Below are 21,223 nucleotides of genomic sequence, written 5' to 3'. Positions count from 1 at the left end.
ATTCAGAAAGAGCGGAGAGTGTTCCCGCTGGCAATGCGGATACGGAAAAAGCGGAGAACGTTCCGGTTGGCTGAGCGGAGACAGAAAGGATGATGCCCCATGCTGAAAGGCCATGTACACTCCATCGAAACGTTCGGAACGGTGGACGGTCCGGGAATCCGCTTCGTGCTTTTCATGCAGGGCTGCCTGCTAAAGTGCCAATACTGCCATAACCCGGACACGTGGGGTTTGCACGAAGGTCAGGAGATGACGGTGGAGGATGTATGCCGGGAGATCGAGCCGTATTTAAGCTATTACCGCGGTTCAGGCGGAGGGCTGACGGTTTCCGGCGGGGAGCCGACGCTGCAATATCCGTTCGTGGCCGAATTGTTCAAGGAAGTGAAGAAACGCTGGAACCTGCATACGGCCTTGGACAGTAACGGATACAACGAACCGGATAAAATTGCGGAGCTGCTGGACTATACAGACCTTGTGCTGCTGGATCTTAAGCATATTCGCGACGACAAGCACATCGCGCTGACAGGCAAATCCAATGAGCGCACGCTAAAGATGGCCAGATGGCTGTCGGACCACGGAAAAACGATGTGGATCAGGCATGTATTCGTTCCGGGCATCCATGACGAAGAGGAAGACCTAACCGATCTAGGGCAATTTATCCGTACGCTTGAGGGCGTGGAAAAATTCGAAATTCTGCCGTATCACCAAATGGGTGTATATAAGTGGAAGGAGCTTGGGATGGCCTATCCGCTGGAAGGCGTGCCTTCGCCGACAGAGGAGGAAGTGGCGCGCGCATACCGGTTGATTGGAGAAGTCGTCTGATATGCAGGGTACTTCATCATCCCTTTAAGCCAGAATTAATGCCACATAATATGTTAAGATAAATGACAATGACCTTTCCTGATTATGGAAGGGTCATTGTTTTTTGTGGAAGATTTTATCCCTAAGATAGAATAATGTCGACCTATCGGAGAATGGAATCGCTTTCTATAATGAAGATGTAACAAAAACAAACAAACCTTTTGGAGGGTCAAAGACAATGAAGAAAAAGGGTCTGGCATTACTCATGTCGCTTCTATTCGTCTCGTCTGCGCTGTTGTCTGCCTGCGGAGACAAGGGAGCTGAGAAGCCGTCAGGCGGTACGGGCGGAGCAGCGGGCAGCGAACCGTTTGAAATTACGATCCGTCACACGCAAGTGGGCGAATCCAAGAAATTCCGTCTTGCGCTGCTGAACGACGTCGTCAGCAAAACCGAAGCGGCGGTCCCAGGTCTGAAGATCAAGCTGGATGCCGTCGACTCGGAGGTGAACCGCAAAGAGAAGCTTAGAGGCGAGATGGCTGCGGGCAAGCCGCCGGAAGTGTTCGATGTGTTCGGAAGCCCGGACGCAGGTGTATATGCGAAGGAAGGGCTGATGCTCGATCTGACGCCGATCCTCGACGAGCTCGGCATTAAAGACAAATTTACGACGCTGGATCCTTTCACCCACGACGGCAAAATCTACGGATTGCCGATCGGCGGCTCCATCGAAGGTATTTTCTATAACAAAGAATATTTCGAGCAGAAAGGCCTCTCCGTGCCGAAATCGCTGGCCGAGCTGGAGCAAATTGCGGAAGCGATCAAGGCGGACGGCAAAATCCCGTTTGCGCAATCCTCGAAGGACGCATGGATTCCGCTCATGACAACCAATAATCTGTGGAGCTACTATGCAGGACCGGAAGTGACGTACGGCTTCAAGACCGGCGAAACGAAATGGACGGATCCGAAAGTGGTCGAAGGCGTGAAGAAGCATCAGGAATGGGTGGAAAAAGGTTATTTCAAGAAGGGCGAGCTCGGATTCGAGTATGCGGACATGAGAAACCAGATTCTCTCCGGCGAAGCTATCATGATGATGGACGGCTCATGGGCCAATTCGGTATTCCGTGATCCGGAGCAGGCTGGCGATATGGTCGGCAAAATCGGTTACTTCAACCTGCCGCCTGTAAACGCGGGCGACCCTGTCGTCGTCATGCAGGATGCGAACAACGGTTACGGCTTCTCGGCCGAAGTGGCGAATGATCCGCGCAAGCTGCAGGCGGTCAAGGAGTTTATCAAGAACATGTGGACCGATGAAATGCAGCTGCGCGGCCTGAAGGAAGACGGGGTGCTGCCGGCTATGAAAATGGATCTGGAAACGATGAACTCGACGTCCGACGATCCGCTTATGCAGGATATTTTCAAAGGGGTCAGCGAGATCGGCAAATCCTTCCCTGCCTTTGATGCGCTCGTGCAGGCTGACGTGAACACCGCGCTGAGCATGGGCATCCAGCAGGTAATCGGCGGCGAGCTTGACGCTCAGAAGATGCTGGAGAACGTTCAAGCGGCGCAAGAAGCAGCCAACGCTGCGGAGGAATAATCAAGTGCAGGCGATCTAAGGCACTACCCGCTGTCATGGGGGTGCCTTTTCGCCTAAACGACTGACATCAATACGGAGGTTACTATGAATAAAGCGCTGAGAAATCCTCTGATCTACATTTTGTTTGTGCTGCCGGCGTTCATTCTGTTCCTGGCATTTTTCATTTACCCGATCTATACGGCAATTGACAACAGCTTTACGAGCTGGAACGGCATTTCCAAGGACGTGAAATATATCGGATTTGACAACTATGCTGCGGCCATGTCGGATATCGCGTTCTGGAAATCGGTTAAAAACAACGTCTATTTCATTCTTTTCTCATGCTTCGTCCAGGTTCCGCTGATCGTCATCTTCTCGCTCCTTATCGCCAATGTGAAGCGGCTGAAGGGTCTGTACAAAACCGCCGTATTCGCCCCGTCGATCATGTCGACGGCCGTCATCGGCATTTTATGGGGCTTCATTTATAATCCGGACTTCGGCTTGATGAATCAAATCCTCGGGCTGTTTGGTGTGGAGCCGATCTATTGGCTGTCGGACAAAAACTGGGCGATGCTCTCGATCTTGATCACAAACGCTTGGCAGTGGACCGGCTTTTACATTGTGATGGTGCTGGCCGCGATCATCTCCATTCCCAAGGAGCTGGATGAGGCAGCGGCAATCGACGGGGCCACCGGCTGGCAGCGAGCCATGAAAATTACGCTCCCTTTGGTTATGCCGATCATCTCCGTTGTCATCATGCTGTCGATCGCCGGGGCGATGAAAGCCGCCGATATTATTCTGGTAATGACCAAGGGCGGGCCGGCCGGCTCGACGGACGTCATGGCAACCTATATGATCCGTTACGCCATTACCAGCTTTAAGCACGGCTTCGGGAATTCGATTGCCGTTCTGATCTTCGTCTTTACGATGATCATTACCGCGCTCTATCAGGTACTGATCGCACGCCGCAACGAAAGGATTGAATACTAAATGAGAGCGATGAAGAAACTGATCCCGCATATTTTCCTGATGGCTTACCTGCTCGTCATTTTGTATCCGTTCCTGTTCGTTCTGTTCTCGTCGGTAAAGACGGATAACCAGTCGATCGCGGCCAACCCGTTCGGGCTGCCCGACACCTTCGTGCTCGACAATTATGTCAATGCGTGGGTGAACGCCAAGATCAGCACTTATTTCTGGAACAGCTTGTATATCGGCGTGCTGTCCGCATGCTTGTCGATCCTGTTTGCGGCGATGCTGGCCTTTGCCATTACGCGTATGCGCTACAACCGGATCAGCGTCATCCTCTTCCAGTGCATCCTGCTGGGCATGCTTATTCCGAACAATTCCTTGATGCTGCCGATCTATGGCATCATGCGTCAGTTGGACATTCTGAATACGCATCTGGCGCTCATTCTGCCTTACGTGGCAAATGCGATACCATTCTCCGTGATCATTTTGGCGGCTTTTATGCGCTCGTTGCCCGGAGAAATCGAGGAAGCCGCCGTCATGGATGGATTGAGGTCGGGGGGCTTGTTTGCTAGAATTATCTTGCCTCTGACCGTTCCGGCGATCGTAACCGTATTTATCATTAATTTTTTGGGGAATTGGAACGAGTTTTTGCTTGCTAACTATTTCTTGTCCAATGACGAGTTGCGAACACTTCCAGTCGGGATGGTCGGTTTCAGGGACGCTTACAACATGAACTACGCCCAAATGTCGGCGGGGATCGTATTCAGTGTTCTGCCGGTTCTGATCATCTATGCGATTCTTCAAGAGAAGATCATTGAAGGGGTCACCGCGGGAAGCGTGAAGGGGTAATACGAGAGCGGGAGCATGCGTATGAATCTGCGGAACAAATTGTTTACGGCTTTTTTGGGACTCATTATCATTCCGTTATTTTTGCTGGGCCTGTTTACTTTTTTTATCACCTATAACTCGATTGAGGAAAAATACAGCCAGCAAGCCGAATACTCGCTTAAAGCGATCAGCTACAGCATTCTGAACGTGTTCAAGGAGATGGAATACGTGACGGACAACGGGATTGCCACCTCGGTGTTCGCGATGGCGCTGAATGCGAAGGATCCGAACGATCAGAACCTGATCAAGGAGTCCAATGCGGAGCAGCTGAAACTGAATGACAGGCAGCGCAGCTTCCGGAATCTTCTATATAATCACCCTGCGATCAGCTACGCTTTTTTGTATCATTTCAACCGGGAGTCGCCGCCGATTCCGATCTTCAGCAAAGAAAATTTTCGAACGCTTCCGTATGACCAGTTTAAGGGCAGCCCGTTATATGATGAAGTGGTGTCGCTGAATGGAAGACCCAAGTGGCTTGCACCCCATGAATTTCAGGAGCTGACAGGCGAAGAGCCGGTTTTCACCCAGATCCGGTTGATCAAGGACGTGACCACGCTGCGCAAGCTCGGCATATTGGTCGTCCAGATCAAGAAATGGGAGTTCGAGGAAATCTTTCGCAATTTGACGATCCCTAACAATCTGCAAAACACCTCGTTCATGCTCGTAAATAATGAAGGATTGGTTCTGTTTGATCCGGAGAACAGCATGGACGGGCAAAATATCAAGCAATACATGAAGCATAAATTCGAGTTCAAGCAAGGCTACCAGAGCTTTAAGGCCAAGTTCAACGGGAAGGAGCACATCGTCTCCATTTACCATCTGAATGATTACGGCTGGAATCTGGTCTCCTTAACCGATTGGAACTCCTTGTCCCAGGAAGTCACGTCGTTTGCCAAATGGTTCTTCGTGATTATGGGTGTCTGTCTTGTAACCGCAATCGTCTTTAACCGGCTGTTCATGAACCGGATTACCGGGACAATTGCCGTTATCGTCCGGTTTATGCGCCGGGTCGAGGACGGAGATCTGAATGCTAGAGTCGAGGAGAAGGGCGAGGATGAGCTTCTGCTGCTCTCGAAAGGCTTTAACAATCTGATGAAACGGATCAACGATCTGTTCGTGCAGGTGAAGAAGGAGCAGCGGCAGAAGACGGAAGCGGAGATGCGGGTGCTGCAGGCGCAGATCAAGCCGCATTTCCTGTTCAACACCCTGGAGTCCATCAATGTGCTTGCTATCCAAAACGAAGGCCGCAAGGTAAGCGAGATGGTATACCGGCTGGCGAGCATCCTGCGCATCAGCATTCAAGGCAAGGAAGAAATCACCCTGGAGGAAGAAATCAAACATCTGCAGAGCTATTTGGAGATCCAGAAGTTCCGGTTCGAGGATGTGTTCGACTATGAAATCGACATTCCGAAGGAGCTGATGCACAGCCGCATCCTCAAGCTGACGCTGCAGCCGCTGGTGGAGAACAGCATCCAGCACGGATTTGAAGGAATCTCGTACAAGGGGCTCATTCGGATATCGGCATGGAAGGAACTCGGCAATGTCATCATCCGGGTGGAAGACAACGGGCTTGGAATGACCCCGGAGCAGTTGTCGATGTTTGAATATATGGTGCATGACGATTCGATGTCGCAGCAGGCGAAGCTTCAAAATTTGAAGGTGAATCAGGAACGCCGCGGGCTTGGACTGCGGAGCGTAGCGGACCGCATACGCATTCAGTACGGGGATTACTACGGTCTGTTTATCTGCTCAAGCCGTCCCGGCGGCACCGTAATACAGTGTGTCATACCCAATTATGATAGGGGGGAAGGGCAGCGTGTTGAAGGTATTATTGGTCGATGACGAGGCTCCGATCTTGAACAATCTGAACAGGGTGCTCCCATGGGAAGAGATGGGCATGAAGGTGATCGGTTTGGCCCGCAGCGGGACGGAAGCATTGGAGATCGCTGAACAGTATACGCCGGATCTGATTCTGTCGGATATACGGATGCCCGTCATGGACGGCCTGACATTCATTTCGAAAATCCGGGAGGAGGGGAGCCGCGCGGAAATCATCCTGCTTACCGGCTATCAGGAATTCGAGTATGCCAGGGAAGCGATAAAGCTCGGCGTCAAGGATTATATCAGCAAACCGATCCATTATGGCGAGCTTGAGGATAAGGTGCGCGGGATCGGGGAGGAGATTCGCAAGAAGAGGGCGAAAGAGAAGTATTACAGCACCGTTTCGCTGATCGATGATGTCCCGGGGCCGGAAACCGCCAAGAAGACGCCCGAGCAGCTGGTTGCTTCCGCCTTGGAATATATCAATACCAACATGGGACAGGATCTGGGCATTGAAGAGCTCTCGGAGCATTTGGGCATCAGCTCGAGTTACTTTTGCCTGCTGTTCAAGAATCATGTCGGGTTGACCTTTGTCGAATATTTGACGAAGCAGCGGATGGAGGCGGCGAAGTTCCTCCTCGTGAACAGTGATAAGAACATTGCGCAGATCGGTTCCTTTGTCGGTTATCATGAACGGCGCTATTTCACGAAGGTGTTTCAGAAAGCGACCGGCATGACCCCGTCCGAATTCCGGGAAATGTCCGGCAAAGCAACGGTATGAGCTTATTCCGGACGCTGCAGGCAGCCTCTTGCATCATGCTGATCTCATCATAGGCCTGCGAAGTCCCTAATATAAGAGAAAGTAGGTACGTAACGATGAAGTGGACCGCAGCAGATTTAACCTTGGAGCAAAAAGTTGGGCAAATGTTCATTTGCGGATTCAATGCGTTGACGCCTAACGAGCATGCGAAAATATTGGTCGAACAGTATCAGGTCGGCGGCATCTGTTATTTCCGCCGCAACGTTGAGACGCTGCCGCAGCTTGCGGAGCTGTCCGAAGCTCTCCAGCGTATGGCCGAGGAGACGCATCGCATCCCGCTGTTGATTTCCATCGACCAGGAGGGCGGCATGGTCGCCCGCATTGACCATGACGGGATCAGCCGCATTCCCGGAAATATGGCGCTCGGCGCTGCAGGCAGCGTCGAGGATTGCTATGAGGTGGCAAGGATCGGAGCCCGCGAGCTGCGCTCCCTCGGCGTGAACATGAACTTCGCCCCTTGCCTTGATGTCAACAATAATCCGCGCAATCCGGTCATCGGGGTGCGTTCCTTCGGCGAGGATCCTGAAGCGGTGGCAGCCCTTGGCGCGGCAAGCATCAGGGGGTATCAGGAAGAAGGCGTATCCGCTACGGCCAAGCATTTTCCCGGGCACGGCGATACGAGCGTCGATTCCCACCTCGGCAGAGCTTCGGTTCCACATGACAGAGAGCGCTTGAACCGGGTGGAGCTGTATCCGTTCATCGAAGCGATCAAGCATGGGGTAGACGCGATTATGACGGCCCATGTCAGCTTCCCGGCAATTGAGCCGAGTGATCTGCCGGCAACCTTATCCCGCGCGGTGTTGACCGGACTGCTCCGGGAGGAGCTGGGCTTCGAAGGGCTGATCGTAACCGACTGCCTGGAAATGCATGCTATTTCCAAAGAATACGGCATACCGGAAGGCGCCATCCGCGCCATCCAGGCCGGGGCGGACTGCGTGCTCGTCAGCCATACGCTCTCGGAGCAGACCGCGGCGATTACCGCTGTCATCGAGGCTGTTCGGAGCGGCAGAATTCCGATGGCGCAAATCGATGCTGCCGTGGGCCGGATCCTGGCTTTGAAGGCGCGTAATGCCAAGCTGGCAGCCGAGCTGCCGGTTCAACCCGTAGCCCGGGTGAGCGAGGAGACAAAGCAGCTGCTGTTCGATATTGCAGGAAGAGGCGTTACCCTTGTCAAAGACGAGGATCGGCTGCCGCTGCAGGCGGAGCAGCCAGTTGCGGTGATCTGGCCGGAGCTGCTTAAGGCCACCCAGGTTGATGAGGCTTGGAGCAAGAGCTATACGCTGGGCAACGCGCTTAGAAGCCGAGGGGTCCAAGCGGACGATGTGCGTGTCGGCACCAATATGACGGACGAAGAAATAGAGCAGGCGCTTCAAGCGGTGAAGGGGTATACGCAGATCGTGGTTGCCACGTATACTTCCGAAAGTCGGCTTCCGGAAGGCCAGAAGAAGCTGGTGGAGCGGCTGTCCGAGCTCGAAGGCATAACGTTGATCGTCGTAGCGACCCGCAACCCGTACGATCTTTGCGATCTCCCTTCGGTTCCAACGTATTTGTGCACGTATGAAAATACGCCATATTACATGCAAGCCGCGGCGGATGTGCTTCTTGGTAAGCTAAAGCCGGGCGGCAGACTCCCGGTCGGAATCAGCGAAACTTATCCGCTGGGCTGGAGCTATAATCAGAATGTTGCCAAGCGTTAATTCGCGATATACCATGCTGTATCACGTGCAAAACCGGAGCCATCCTCCTAGAGGGGGCTCCGGTTTTGCTATTATCCTGACCTTTTATAGAAACTTTTCGGGATTTATGGCGTCTAATAGTATGTCTGATAGAGACAGTAGAGACTATAAAGCAGTGTTAAAGGAGTAGAGGATGAACTTCAGAAGAATCTCATTGATCACCGTCCTTGCTGCGGCACAGGTATTTGCAGCCGTACCGGCAGCAGCCGCATCACCGGATTACACGGCTCCGGCCCAATCCGCCGGTTCGACGCTGCAGTCCACCGCGGTGGAACAAGGCCAGCAGAACCTGCAGCAGCAGACGGATCAGCATGACGTACAACCAGAACAGCAGTCAGTAGAAGAACAATCGGTCCAAACGGATTCCATCGAAACGGATTCAGTACAGCAAGGTAGCGCCGATTCGATTCCGGATGAAGCCGAGGAAGTTTCATCGTCCGTTGATACGGAGCAAGACAGTGAACAGCCTTCGAATCAGCAGCAAGCGGAGGAAGAGGGGAACCGTTCGGGAGACACCGGGAATAGCACCGGGGATAGCACCGGCAACACTGGCAACAGCTCAGGCAATACCGGGAACGATACGGACAAATCCAGCACCTCCGAAACATCGCGGGCTTCCAAAAATGAGCTTGTGCTTTTGATGAACAGCGACGTGATGTACCATAACGGTCAGCGGTATAAGGCCGGTGAGCCGATGGCCGTCAAGAAAGGCGTATCTTATATAGCGGTTCGGGCTATGGTCGAGCGCGCAGGACTTAAGCTATCTTTTGACAATAAGACGAAGGAAACCATTATCATCAAGGATGGCAATGAGCTCCGCTTCAAGACAGGGAGCAGCAATTATAAAGTAAACGGACAGGTTCGCCCGATGAAGGGGCCGGCCTATATTTCCAACAATGTGTTTATGGTTCCATTAACTTCGATTACGCAAGCGCTTGATATTCCATATACGGTTAATCAATCCGAGAAGAAAGTGATTCTTGACCTGTCCCGTGGCGGCAGTGGAGACGGAGGCAGCAGCGATGGAGGCAGCACCCAGCCTGAGCCGGGAGACGGCGGCGGGGGAAGTCAGGTGCCGAACATTCCGAATCTCGGTCCGAACGATCTGATCTTGATGATGAACAGCGATGTTATGTATCAAGGGGGCAAGATGTATAAGGCCGGACAGCCGATGGCCGTGAAGCAGGGGGTATCCTACGTCGCGATCCGATCGCTGGTCAATCGGGTTGGCCTAAGGCTGACCTATGACGCGAAGACGAAAGAAACAATCATTATCCGTGGCGGCAATGAGCTTCGGTTCAAAACGAACAGCAGCGTATATACCGTCAACGGAGAGCGCAAAACGATGAAGGGACCTGCTTATCAGAGCAGCAATACGTTCATGGTACCGCTGACAAGCATCACGCAGGCGCTGGATATTTCCTATAAGGTGGACCAGCCGAACAAGCGCGTCATTCTCAGCTTGAGCACGAAGCCGGTCGCATCCTTCACCGTGTCGCCGGCCGAAATTTATGCCGGAGAGACCTACGTAACGTACCGGACGAATGCCTATTCCCCGACAGGGCTTCCGATTGTGGATGAGCGCTGGGAGGGGCGGGAAGAGATGTTTAGCGAGCCGGGCACCTACCCTGTCACCTACTCGGTCCAGGATTCAAGCGGCGAGTGGAGCGACCCTTACACGCTGAATATTCAGGTCCTTGCACCGAATACGCCGCCGGTCGCCATGTTCACGACAGACAAAGAGCAATACAAAATGGGTGAGAAAATCACCTATATCGACCAGAGCTACGACCAAGACCCGGGCGACGAGCTGACTTACAAATGGGAAAATAACGAAAAGGCCTTCTTTACGGCGGGCTCGCACAAAGTCCGGTTAATCGTAACGGATAAAAAAGGTGCAACCAGCACGTACGAGAAGATCATCACCGTGACGAACGAGGTATTGTATACCCAAGACGAGTTCAATCAATTGTTTACGGATATCGGCGACAGCTATTCATTCAACGGCTCCGTGGTTCCGGCTTGGGATTTGCTGCCAATTACCCGAAGCTCCGAGCCGACGATGCTGATCCGCAGTAACTCCCCGGAAACGGTGTACCAGGAAGGGATTGTGTATCGGGAGACCGGCAACGGCAGCACCCGGTTCATGATCCATCATTTGAACGCTACCGGGAAAAATATGAAGATGTACGTCGTAGCCACCAATATCAACAGCCTACCGACAAGGCTGACAACCGAATATTCCGGCATGGGCGGACCGATTAATATTCCGACCGCTACAGGCAAGGCGGCTGTGCTTCGTTACCTGGAATCCATGCAGTCCTCGGAGGATTATCAAACCATCACGCTGGCTCCGGGGGAGAGCCGAGTGATTTTGAAGGATCTTAACGCCCAATCGCTGAAGAACGGTCAGGTCGTTTCCATGCTCGCTGACCTGTATTCGGATGCGCCGATCCGCTATGATGTCATCATGATCGATGAAACGAAGGATCCGATCCAGAAGCTGCCCCATCTGATCTTGCAGTCGCCGGACGGTGTGCATAACCGGGGATCCTATGCGGACTCGACGAGAATCATCGAATCCTACGAGCTAGTAGGCAATAAGCCGGGACGCCTTGCGATCGGGGACAACACGAATGACCCGAACCTGGAAGGGTACGACGGAATTAACGGCTCCTATACGCTCAATGCCGGCAATTTCGGCGTTCTGTACAAAATCAAGCTGCACCGTGTAGCGCCGAATACGCTGATCACGCTGAATCCGCGCGGCGGCAAGTACATGGGGGCCATGATGGTCAACGGCAAAATTATTCAAACGCCGAATACGAGCAATGGCGCGGTATCCGCTCCGAACGATGCAGCCGTGCTGTATCGAACAGGCAGCTACGAGGAAACAGTGGAATTTCTATTCACGGCAGCGCCGGGAAGCAGTCTTCCGATCAATCTTCTTGTGCAGCCGCTGCCCCAGTTAAAGAACGAATCTTGATCATTGATGAGCTTGTTACGATGAATGGAATCAGCACCGCGGCCTGGCGATCCTAACACTAACCGCTCCGCGGTGCAGGGGAGGCTGTTTTCGAACCGTACATGACGGTTTCGAGAACGGCCTTTTCCCGCTCATGGTGGGTATAGCTTTGACTTTATAGCAGTGCCATTATTCGACGTTCCGGCATGGGCGGATAACCGCTTTCATTGACGATGGCTGTTTTTTGAGGCATTATTAAGAGAGTTGACACGAACAGGAGGTCGCTTGCGTATGCTTACGACGGAACAGATAATTGACGCCATGTCGGAACATGGGCTGCGCATTACCGATCAGCGAAAGACGCTTGCCAAATTGTTTGGAGAGCATCAGGGCTATCTGAAAGCTAAGGACGTTTATGAATATATGGGCCGGAAGTACAGCGGGCTAAGCTTTGATACGGTATACCGTAATTTGCGGGTTCTGTATGAGCTCGGCTTGCTTGAGCAGGTTGTGTTTGAGGAAGGCATCAAATTCAGAGGTCGCTGCAGCGAGAATCATCACCATCATCACATGATCTGCCTGCAATGCCAGAAGACGTATCCGATTACGTTCTGTCCGATGCAGCTGACCGATGCGCCGGACGATTTCCAGGTCGTCCAGCACAAATTCGAGGTGTTCGGTTACTGCCGCGATTGCTGCAAGGCGGATGACGGCGGACAGGCCGCCAGGGGCGAAGGAAAGCAGGAGCACCGGGTATGAGCACCGCACGCCGGGTAGCGAAGGTTCCGATCCGCTTCTATCGGAAATTCATCTCTCCATTGAAGCCGGCGACCTGCCGGTTCTATCCGACTTGCTCGGCCTATGCCCTCGAAGCGATCGAAGTCCACGGCGCTTTGAAGGGCTCTTGGCTGGCTGCCAAGCGAATTGCGAGATGCCACCCGTTTCACCCCGGGGGCATCGACCTGGTCCCGCCCCGGAAGGGCGAGGAGAGGGCACCGTCGGAATAGCCGGCTGCTGTAGCTGCCTGATGGCAAACGAATAAATTCGATGGAATTGCCCATGCTGTGATTACAAGGGCAAGATACACCTTGACACTCGTTATCATGGTTGATTAAAATGGATACAACCTATAAATCGAGATCAAAAAGTGGGATTTTCAAGATTCAATGCCGAGTTACTTCTTGTCTCACTTCGTGATCAAAAGACGACTTTTTGATCAACCTTCTTATAATGATTTCCAATGAAGAGATAAGTACGAGAGCTGACGCCATGTCCAGAGAGCCGGGGAAGCTGCAAACCGGTCTTGGCGCGTTTCGGAAAATGGTCTTGGAGGAACCGCTTTTGAGCGTGCAGCTGGTCGAAGAACGGGCTGCCGTAAAGGAGCGGCGTGAGCCAGCGTTAATGGCAGTCCGCGAATGAAGCGGCAGATGAGCCTGTAATCCGTAAGGGTTGCGGGGAAATTGGGTGGTAACACGTGAGATATGCTCTCGTCCCATTGGGACGGGAGCTTTTTATGTTGATTTGAGCATCTCCATATCACGGTAAAGGAAGGATCACAATGACAGACAAGAAGACATTTTATATTACGACCCCGATCTACTATCCAAGCGACAAGCTGCATATCGGACATGCGTACACAACGGTGGCCGGTGACGCGATGGCCCGCTACAAGCGGCTGCGCGGATACGATGTCCGTTATTTGACGGGCACGGATGAGCATGGTCAGAAGATCGAGCGGAAGGCGGCCGAAGCCGGCAAGACGCCGCAGCAGTTCGTTGATGACATCGTGGCAGGCATCAAGGATCTCTGGACGAAGCTGGACATTTCGAATGAGGACTTCATCCGCACAACCGAGAAACGCCATACGTCGGTTGTACAGGAGGTGTTCGAGCGGCTGCTGAAGCAGGATGATATTTACAAAGGCGAGTACGAGGGCTGGTACTGTACTCCTTGCGAATCGTTCTTCCTGGAGCGGCAGCTGGTAAACGGCAACTGTCCGGACTGCGGACGGCCGGTTGAGCTCGTGAAGGAGGAAAGCTATTTCTTCCGGATGGGCAAATATGTGGATCGACTCCTGCAGTATTATGAGGAGCACCCGGATTTCATTCAGCCGGTATCCCGTAAGAACGAAATGATCAACAACTTTATCAAGCCGGGTCTTGAGGATCTGGCCGTCTCCCGCACAACCTACGAATGGGGCGTCAAGGTCAAGAGCGACCCGAAGCACGTGATCTACGTATGGATCGATGCGCTCCTGAACTATATCACGGCGCTTGGCTACGGCTCGGAGGACAGCTCGCTGTTTGATCGGTACTGGCCGGCGGATGTACATCTGATGAGCAAGGAGATCGTCCGGTTCCATACGATCTACTGGCCGATCATTCTGATGGCCCTGGATCTGCCGCTTCCGAAAAAAGTGTTCGCACACGGATGGCTGCTGATGAAGGATGGCAAAATGTCCAAATCCAAAGGCAATGTGGTCGACCCGGTTACGATGATCGACCGCTACGGCCTGGATTCGCTCCGATATTATTTGCTGCGCGAGGTTCCTTTCGGGGCGGACGGCACGTTCACGCCGGAAAGCTTCGTCGAGCGGGTGAACTCGGATCTGGCCAATGACCTAGGCAATCTGCTGAACCGGACCGTGGCGATGGTATATAAATATTTCGATGGTGAGGTTCCGGCCTTCAAGGCAGGCGTGACTCCTTACGATTCCTCCATCGAGGAAGCCGCTAAGGCGGTCTATGATAAGGTCGAGACCGCTATGGAGAATATGGAGTTCTCCGTGGCCCTGACGGCAATCAGCCAATTCGTCAGCCGCAGCAATAAATATATCGATGAGACCCAGCCGTGGGCACTGGCCAAGGATGAGAGCAAACGCGAGGAGCTTGCTTCCGTCATGAGCCATTTGGTAGAGACGCTGCGCGTTGCCTCGATCCTGCTACAGCCGTTCCTGACCCGGACGCCGAAGAAAATCTGGGAGCAGCTCGGTCTCGAGGAGGGCGAGCTGACCTCGTGGGATAGCGGCCGCGGCTTCGGCGCGATCCCGGCGGGAACGAAGCTTCAGAAGGGCGACCCGATCTTCCCTCGCCTCGATCCCGAGCAGGAGGTCGCTTATATCGCGGAAGCGATGACAGGCGGCGCAAAGGCTGCTGAGGAAGCCAAGAACGATCCGAAGGCGGCAGCTTCGGCTAAGGCGGATGATGAGGCTCCGGAGCTGAAGGAGGAAATCGGCATTGAGGATTTCGCCAAAGTCGAGCTTCGCGTTGCACAGGTAGTTGCAGCCGAGCCGGTCAAGAAGGCCGACAAGCTGCTGAAGCTGCAGCTCGATCTGGGCTTTGAACAGCGTCAAGTCGTGTCGGGCATCGCGAAGTTTTATAAGCCGGAGGAGCTGGTCGGGCAGAAGGTGATCTGCGTGACGAACCTGAAGCCGGTGAAGCTCAGAGGTGAGCTGTCCCAAGGCATGATTCTGGCTGCCTCGAAAGGCGACCAGCTTACGCTCGCAACGGTGCCGGAGAGTATGCCAAACGGAGCGATCGTCAAATAATTAGCGGCTCGAACTGAATGAAGAAGGTTAGAAGGGTGTACCCTGTTAACGGGTACGCCCTTTCTCTATGGAAGAAACTAGATAAGCTAAAATTAATAGTAACGGTTACGATGTAGTTGACAATCTCGTTTTTCTTCTTTTATAATCTTGTTAGTAAAGATTACGATTAGATAGAACGGAGCGGGTGAGAGAAACGTGAGCAGGAACAAGAAAGCGAAGTGGACATGGGGATTGGCTGCATTGCTGTCGGCACTGTTAATCGTGTCGGGCTGCGGCAGTAAATCCGGCGGCAGTATTGTGGAAGGGAAAATCAATGTTATAACGACCTTCTATCCGATATATGAATTTACGAAGGAGATTGGCGGCGAAGAGGTTAATGTCGTTAATTTGCTGCCGACGGGAGTCGAGCCGCATGATTGGACGCCGAAAAGCCAGGACATGGTCAATGCCTCCAAGGCCCAGTTGTTTTTATATAACGGTGCCGGGTTTGAAGGCTGGGTACCTTCCTTTCTCAAGGGACTCAATAAAGATTCCGAAGTGAAGGCCGTCGAGGTAAGCCAAGGCATTCAACTGATTGATGCCGAGGGGGATGACGGTCATAATCATGGAGCCGGCCACGAGGCCGGACATGATCACAGCCATGAAGCTGAGGAAGGGCATGATCATAGTCACGAGTCGGCTGAAGAAGAGCATGACCACAGTCATGATGAGGCAGCAGCGGAAGCGCCTGCCGGAGAGTCGGGTTCCGCCGAAGAAAGCAGCCATCATACCGATCCTCATACATGGGTGAGCCCGAAGTCAGCCTTGATCATGGCCGAAAATATCAAGAACAGCCTGGTCGATGCGGATCCGGAGCATAAAGCGCAGTATGAACAGCGTTATGAAGCATTGAAGGATAAGCTTGCCAAGCTCGATCAAGATTTCACCGAACAATTGTCCGGCCTGCCGAAGAAAGACATCGTCGTCTCCCATCAAGCGTTCGGATATTTATGCCGGGACTACGGGTTAACGCAGCACGCGATCATGGGGTTGTCCCCTGATGCGGAGCCGCGCGCGCAGGATATCGTGAATCTGACGAAGACGGTAAAAGAAAAGGGACTCCGTTATGTGTTCTTCGAGGAGCTTGTGTCGGATAAGCTGGCCAAGACGCTTGCAAGTGAGGCCGGCGTAGAGACGCTTGTGTTAAACCCGGTAGAGGGATTGACGAAGGAGCAGGCGGCGAACGGAGAGAACTACTTCACGATTATGGAGAAAAATTTGCAAAATCTAAAGAAGGCCTTACAATAATAGAGAAGGGGGGAGCCTAAGTCCCCTCTTCTTCCTGTCATTACAGGGGATGAAGTGCGTATATTTGAGATTTCCAAATTAATGGATAGAAAGGCGGCCAGGTTATGGAACCGGCAGCACAGGATTGCCACCAAACGATTATACAAATCAATAATGTATCCTTTAATTACCGGGATCAGAAGGTGATTAAGGACTTGAATTTCTCAATTAAAGAGCGGGATTTTGTAGGCATCGTCGGCTCGAACGGAGCGGGCAAGACGACCTTGCTGCGGATGATCGTCGGGCTGCTTCCGGCTGCGGAGGGCTCGATCGAGCTGTTCGGCCAGCCGATCCGCAAATTCCGGGACTGGGAGCGCATCGGCTATGTGCCGCAGAAAAATGCATTCAATCCGCTCTTTCCTGCTACCGTCAGGGAGGTCGTTCTTTCGGGATTATATAACCGCAAGAAGATGTTCCGCCGCGTCAGCCGCGAGGACCACCGCAAATGCGAGGACGCCCTTGAGGTTATGCGGATTCAGGATATTGCGGATAAGCGGATCGGCGCATTGTCCGGCGGCCAGCAGCAGCGCGTGTTTCTGGCGCGCGCGCTGATCAACCGTCCGGATCTCCTCATATTGGACGAGCCGACGATCGGAATCGACGCCGAGACACAGGCCGGTTTTTTCGACTTGATCACCCATATGCATGCGCATCACCACATGACCTTTCTGATGGTCACGCATGATCTCGATATGGTGAAGGATTATTTGGGAGAATCGCCGGTATCGCATAACGGAAAAATCCAGTTTTTCGTTCGGCATTCCCATGAGATCGAAAACTGCGAGATCGAGGATCTTCAGCATTCTCTCGTTTAAATTAGGTATTAACTCATTGGATGCAAGAGAAGGAGACGTTGTCATTGCTTGATATATTGCAAAGCGATTTTTTTCAGCGGGCGCTTGTCGGGGGAGTATTGATCGGCATCACCGCACCGCTCATCGGCATATTTCTAGTGCTGCGCCGGCTGTCCATGATCGGGGATACGCTGTCCCATGTGACGATAGCCGGCGTTGCTCTCGGATTTCTGATTGAAGTATACCCGCTGGCTGCCGGGCTTGTGTTCGCGGTTGCGGCATCCTTCGCGATTGAGAAGCTGCGAAAGGCGTATAAGAGCTATGCCGAGCTGTCCATTGCGATCATCATGTCAGGCGGCGTAGCGCTCGCCTCGCTGTTCTTCACGCTGGGAATGGGCTATAATACGGATGTCATGAGCTATTTGTTCGGCAGTATCTACACTTTGGACACGACGGATATTTACATGGTTGGCGGCGTTACCGTTATCGTCATTGCGGTTGTCTTCCTGCTGTTCAAGGAGTTTTTCCTGCTAAGCTTTGAGGAGGACGCTGCCAGCGTCAGCGGACTTCCGGTCAAAATGATGAACATGGTGATTACGGTCTTGACCGCACTGGTCGTCAGCACGGCGATCAAAATCGTAGGGGCGCTGCTCGTATCCGCGCTTCTGACAATACCCGTCGCCATCAGCCTGCTGCTGGCACGCAGCTTCCGGAGCTCGATCATTCTGTCCGTAGTCATCTCGGAGATCGCCGTCATCGGGGGCTTGATGCTGGCCGGCGTATTTAATCTGGCGCCTGGAGCAACGATTGTACTGCTGCTGATCGGCCTGCTCATCGTCGCATTGGTCGGCAAAAAGGGTTTTACGACGTAAGGGGGTCTCGTATTCAATGGCTGATATTAACGTCGGCATCGCATTTGCAGCCGGATTCGCATCCTTTATATCTCCATGCTGCTTGCCGTTATATCCGTCTTATTTATCCATCATCACGGGCATGTCGGTCAATGATTTGAAGAATGAGCAGAACCGCAAGGAGGTCCGCTTCCGGACGATGACGCATACCCTTGCGTTCATTCTCGGGTTCTCCGCCGTTTATTACACCCTTGGATGGGGGGCGGGGCTGTTCGGGGAGTTCTTCATGGAGTACCAGGACTTGATCCGCCAGCTGTCCGCGCTGTTAATCATTGTCATGGGGCTTATGCTGGTCGGCATTTTCCAGCCCCGATTTTTGATGAAAGACCGGAAATTCAACTTTAAATCCAAGCCGACCGGATACATAGGAACCTTTCTGTTCGGAATCGGATTTGCCGCAGGCTGGTCGCCTTGCGTCGGACCGATTCTGACGGCCATTATCGCGCTTGCCGCTTCGGATCCGGGCACATGGTTTCCGCTGATCACCTCCTACTCGCTAGGCTTTGCGGTGCCGTTCTTTATTCTTGCCTTTTTCATCGGATCGACGCGGTGGATTTTGAAATATTCCAGCATCTTGATGAAGGTGGGCGGCATATTGATGATCCTGATGGGGATCCTGCTGTTTACGGACCAGATGTACAGAATCACAATTTGGCTGCAGAGTATAACGCCTGAATGGCTGAAGTTTTAATGCCGGTCTGGCTCCTGGGTTTTGGGTTGTGGTAAATAATGGGATATTCAGGGGCCAGGACTTGCCAACAGGTCTAAAAAACATGTATCATTACAAGAGCAGGTAAATTGAGGTTTTGGTACAGGTTATGTAATTATAGAAGAGAGAGGGAAGAAGATGCCGACACCTAGCATGGAGGATTATTTGGAGCGCATCTACAAACTGATTGACGAGAAGGGATATGCGCGCGTTTCGGATATTGCCGAAGGCTTGGAGGTTCACCCCTCATCCGTCACGAAAATGATTCAGAAGCTGGACAAAGACGAATATTTGATATATGAAAAATATCGCGGCTTGGTACTGACCAGCAAAGGAAAGAAGATGGGCAAGCGGCTCATGGAGCGCCACCATCTGCTCGAGGAATTCCTCGAAATGATCGGTGTTCAGGATGAAAATATTTATAGGGATGTTGAAGGAATCGAGCATCATCTAAGCTGGGATTCCATTACGCGTATCGAAACGCTTGTCGAATATTTCAAGCGGGACGAGAACCGGCTGCAGGAGCTGCGGGACATTCATAACGAACTGGTTAGCGAATCGTAATGGGGCATCTGTCCGCTTGTGACAGATGTCTTTTTAAACTGATGGGCATATTAAAGATGTTTGGTTCATAGGTTAGCATTACCTGCAAATTTCATATTTTCGGAGGATTAATAGAATGAAGCTTCGGCGATGGTTACTAGTATTAATGATGCTGCTATTATGTCTCCCGTCGGTAGTCTCTACAGCACAGGCGAAGTCATCCGGTATCAGCATACAGCTGGACGGCGTGAAGCTGGACAGTGACGTATCCCCGTACATACTGCCTAAAGTGAATGTGACGATGGTTCCGACCCGGGTCATCAGCGAAGGACTTGGCGCTTCGGTCGCTTGGGAACAATCCAAACGGACGGTAACGATTCGTAAAGACGGCAACACCCTGCAGCTGACCTCGGGCAAAACCTCCGCATTGGTGAATGGTTCAGCGGTTGCGCTGGACGCTTCGGTGCAGATCAAGCAGAACCGCGTCATGGTACCGCTCCGATTCATCAGCGAGAATCTCGGCTTGAAGGTCGAGTGGAACCAATCGGCGCAGCGGATTTCGCTCTTCTCGGGCCCGGTGGTTGCTCCCCCGCCCGTTTCGACGGTGGATGAAGTAAGGGGAGCCTGGATTTCGACGGTATTTAATCTCGACTGGCCGTCGCCTAAGAGCACGAGCGAACAGCAAAAAGCAGAATATATCGAGCTCCTGGATTCTCTCCAGGAAGTCGGCATTAACACCGTATACGTTCAGGTCCGGCCGGCCGGGGATGCACTGTATCCATCAGAGCTGGTACCTTGGTCCAAGGTACTGACCGGTATACAAGGCACGGACCCGGGCTATGATCCGGTTGCATTCATGGTCGAGGAGACGCACAAACGGAATATGGAATTCCATGCGTGGTTTAACCCCTTCCGGGCCAACACCGACGTGTTGACCGCGTCGCTGGATCCGTCCCATGTCGCGCTTTCTCATCCGGATTGGATCGTAAACACCGGCAAGCAGTTATATATCAATCCGGGGATTCCGGATGCTCGTCAGCATATCATTGATACGATCATGGAAGTGGTTGACCGTTATGATATCGATGGGGTTCATCTGGACGATTACTTTTATCCGTCCAATACGGCCTTTAAAGACGATGCCGCGTACCGCTTGTACAATGATGGTTCTTATACGAACATCGGCGACTGGCGGCGGGCGAACATTAATGATTTCGTCGCTGCATTGGACCAATCGATACACGAGTCCAAGCCGGGCGTCGAATTCGGCATCAGCCCGTTCGGGGTGTGGAGAAACGCCTCCGTGGATAAGACAGGGTCCGATACAAAGGCGGGCGTGACGGCCTACGACAGCATGTATGCCGATGTTCGAGCCTGGATCCAGAACGGCTGGATCGATTATGTTGCCCCGCAGATCTACTGGAGCATGAGCAATGCGACGGTCGATTACGATAAGCTGGTAGACTGGTGGGTGAACGAGGTGAAAGGCACGGGCGTCGATCTGCTGATCGGTCATGCCCCATACAAGCTCGGCACGTCCGAGGTCGGATGGCAGAGCGCATCGGAAATCATCAACCAGTTGAAGTACAATCGAGGATTTTCTGAAATCAAAGGCAGCATCTTCTTCCGTGCGGAGAACATTTTAAGCAATCCGTTAGGCTTTAAAGAGCAATTGCAATCCTATTATAAGTGATAAGTTATAAGTGATCGTTCAAAAGGTCTATTTATGGACTCACTTCGTGATCAAATGATGACGTCTTTTGAGCAACCTTCATAATTAAGATTTGGCGCACGTCCTACAGGTATGAAACATCCCCCGCCCTCAT

General features: G+C 52.6%; 18 protein-coding genes. All 18 read left to right on the top strand.

Annotated features, from left to right (window positions below; all coding sequences use genetic code 11):
• Positions 1–99 precede the first annotated feature (99 nt).
• The 18 genes from pflA (at position 100) to BBD41_RS04735 (ending at position 21,090) form a co-directional block, all read left to right on the top strand.
• Positions 100–819, top strand: a complete 720-nt coding sequence (gene pflA / locus BBD41_RS04815; protein ID WP_099476853.1) for a pyruvate formate-lyase-activating protein — start codon at positions 100–102, stop codon at positions 817–819.
• A gap of 217 nt (positions 820–1,036) precedes the next feature.
• The gene (locus tag BBD41_RS04810; RefSeq protein WP_077565319.1) at positions 1,037–2,389 is read left to right on the top strand and encodes an ABC transporter substrate-binding protein; all 1,353 of its coding nucleotides are present in this window, start codon (positions 1,037–1,039) and stop codon (positions 2,387–2,389) included.
• An 84-nt stretch (positions 2,390–2,473) separates the two neighbouring features.
• Positions 2,474–3,358, top strand: coding sequence for a carbohydrate ABC transporter permease (locus BBD41_RS04805; RefSeq protein ID WP_077565320.1), 885 nt, complete (start codon positions 2,474–2,476; stop codon positions 3,356–3,358).
• Positions 3,359–4,186 carry a carbohydrate ABC transporter permease gene (locus tag BBD41_RS04800; RefSeq protein ID WP_099476852.1) on the top strand — a complete coding sequence of 276 codons (828 nt, stop codon included), beginning with the start codon at positions 3,359–3,361 and terminating at the stop codon, positions 4,184–4,186.
• Positions 4,187–4,207: 21 nt separating this feature from the next.
• Positions 4,208–6,067 (top strand): cache domain-containing sensor histidine kinase, encoded by a 1,860-nt coding sequence (locus tag BBD41_RS04795; RefSeq protein ID WP_077565322.1) that lies wholly within the window; start codon positions 4,208–4,210, stop codon positions 6,065–6,067.
• Positions 6,042–6,827, top strand: a complete 786-nt coding sequence (locus BBD41_RS04790) for a response regulator transcription factor (RefSeq protein WP_077565323.1) — start codon at positions 6,042–6,044, stop codon at positions 6,825–6,827. Before BBD41_RS04795 ends, BBD41_RS04790 begins: the two co-directional genes overlap by 26 nt.
• 95 nt (positions 6,828–6,922) lie before the next feature.
• Complete coding sequence (locus tag BBD41_RS04785) at positions 6,923–8,563, top strand: glycoside hydrolase family 3 protein (protein WP_099476851.1); 1,641 nt, start codon at positions 6,923–6,925, stop codon at positions 8,561–8,563.
• A gap of 172 nt (positions 8,564–8,735) precedes the next feature.
• Positions 8,736–11,588, top strand: a complete 2,853-nt coding sequence (locus BBD41_RS04780) for a stalk domain-containing protein (protein ID WP_099476850.1) — start codon at positions 8,736–8,738, stop codon at positions 11,586–11,588.
• A gap of 270 nt (positions 11,589–11,858) precedes the next feature.
• Entirely contained in the window at positions 11,859–12,326 is a 468-nt protein-coding gene (locus BBD41_RS04775) for a Fur family transcriptional regulator (RefSeq protein ID WP_099476849.1), read from the top strand.
• Positions 12,323–12,574: a membrane protein insertion efficiency factor YidD gene (gene yidD / locus BBD41_RS04770; protein ID WP_077565326.1), complete on the top strand. Its 252-nt coding sequence runs from the start codon at positions 12,323–12,325 to the stop codon at positions 12,572–12,574. Before BBD41_RS04775 ends, yidD begins: the two co-directional genes overlap by 4 nt.
• 262 nt (positions 12,575–12,836) lie before the next feature.
• Positions 12,837–12,986, top strand: a complete 150-nt coding sequence (locus BBD41_RS29740; protein WP_157929273.1) for a hypothetical protein — start codon at positions 12,837–12,839, stop codon at positions 12,984–12,986.
• A 139-nt stretch (positions 12,987–13,125) separates the two neighbouring features.
• A complete protein-coding gene (metG, locus tag BBD41_RS04765; protein WP_099476848.1) occupies positions 13,126–15,114 on the top strand; it encodes a methionine--tRNA ligase in 1,989 nt (662 codons plus the stop codon).
• Positions 15,115–15,309: 195 nt separating this feature from the next.
• Positions 15,310–16,401: a metal ABC transporter solute-binding protein, Zn/Mn family gene (locus BBD41_RS04760; RefSeq protein ID WP_099476847.1), complete on the top strand. Its 1,092-nt coding sequence runs from the start codon at positions 15,310–15,312 to the stop codon at positions 16,399–16,401.
• A gap of 104 nt (positions 16,402–16,505) precedes the next feature.
• On the top strand, positions 16,506–17,255 hold the full coding sequence (locus BBD41_RS04755) for a metal ABC transporter ATP-binding protein (protein WP_077565329.1): 750 nt from the start codon (positions 16,506–16,508) through the stop codon (positions 17,253–17,255).
• A 20-nt stretch (positions 17,256–17,275) separates the two neighbouring features.
• Complete coding sequence (locus tag BBD41_RS04750) at positions 17,276–18,106, top strand: metal ABC transporter permease (protein ID WP_189635992.1); 831 nt, start codon at positions 17,276–17,278, stop codon at positions 18,104–18,106.
• Between the two features lie 16 nt (positions 18,107–18,122).
• Positions 18,123–18,836: a cytochrome c biogenesis CcdA family protein gene (locus tag BBD41_RS04745; protein ID WP_077565331.1), complete on the top strand. Its 714-nt coding sequence runs from the start codon at positions 18,123–18,125 to the stop codon at positions 18,834–18,836.
• A gap of 156 nt (positions 18,837–18,992) precedes the next feature.
• Positions 18,993–19,418, top strand: coding sequence for a transcriptional regulator MntR (gene mntR, locus BBD41_RS04740; RefSeq protein ID WP_007129702.1), 426 nt, complete (start codon positions 18,993–18,995; stop codon positions 19,416–19,418).
• A 115-nt stretch (positions 19,419–19,533) separates the two neighbouring features.
• Positions 19,534–21,090: a family 10 glycosylhydrolase gene (locus tag BBD41_RS04735; protein WP_077565332.1), complete on the top strand. Its 1,557-nt coding sequence runs from the start codon at positions 19,534–19,536 to the stop codon at positions 21,088–21,090.
• The last annotated feature ends 133 nt before the right edge of the window (positions 21,091–21,223 follow it).

This window comes from Paenibacillus ihbetae, from assembly GCF_002741055.1.
Taxonomy (GTDB): Bacteria; Bacillota; Bacilli; order Paenibacillales; family Paenibacillaceae; genus Paenibacillus_AQ; species Paenibacillus_AQ ihbetae.
The sequence above is the reverse complement of the archived record's forward strand: the minus strand, read 5'-3'. Positions and strand labels throughout refer to the sequence as shown.